This window comes from Streptomyces sp. RP5T, from assembly GCF_003933965.1.
Classification (GTDB): domain Bacteria; phylum Actinomycetota; class Actinomycetes; order Streptomycetales; family Streptomycetaceae; genus Streptomyces.
Genome location: NZ_RSAJ01001301.1, coordinates 1 through 412 on the forward strand (window position 1 = coordinate 1; position 412 = coordinate 412).

1 protein-coding gene is annotated in these 412 nt (G+C 27.2%); it reads left to right on the forward strand.

Features of this window, described 5'->3' with window-relative positions:
* On the forward strand, window positions 1–412 hold a 412-nt coding region (locus EHS43_RS45920; RefSeq protein WP_185806707.1), incomplete at both ends, for a type I restriction endonuclease.

Sequence of the window (412 nt, forward strand, 5' to 3'; positions counted from 1 at the left end):
ATGTACAAGATAGTGTAAATAATATAAAAGTAATTCCTGTTAAGAAGCATAATATAACAATAAATAATAATAACTTCTCAGAAGAAGATACAAGAAAATTATTTATAGACACTTTTCTTGTGAAAGCTGGCTGGAATTTAGATGATAAAAATATGTTTGAATATGAAGTTGAAGGTATAAAAAGCACAACTTCTGGAAAAGGTAAGATAGATTATGTATTATGGGGAGATAATGGGATTCCACTTGCAATAATAGAGGCTAAGAAGGCTGAACTTAATGCAAAAAAAGGAGAATTTCAAGCTTTAGAATATGCAGAAGCCTTAGAGAAAAAATTTAATTTCTTTCCAATAAGATTTGTTACTAATGGCTTTGAAATTTTTATATATGAAAATAAAAATTCAATCCCTAGAAG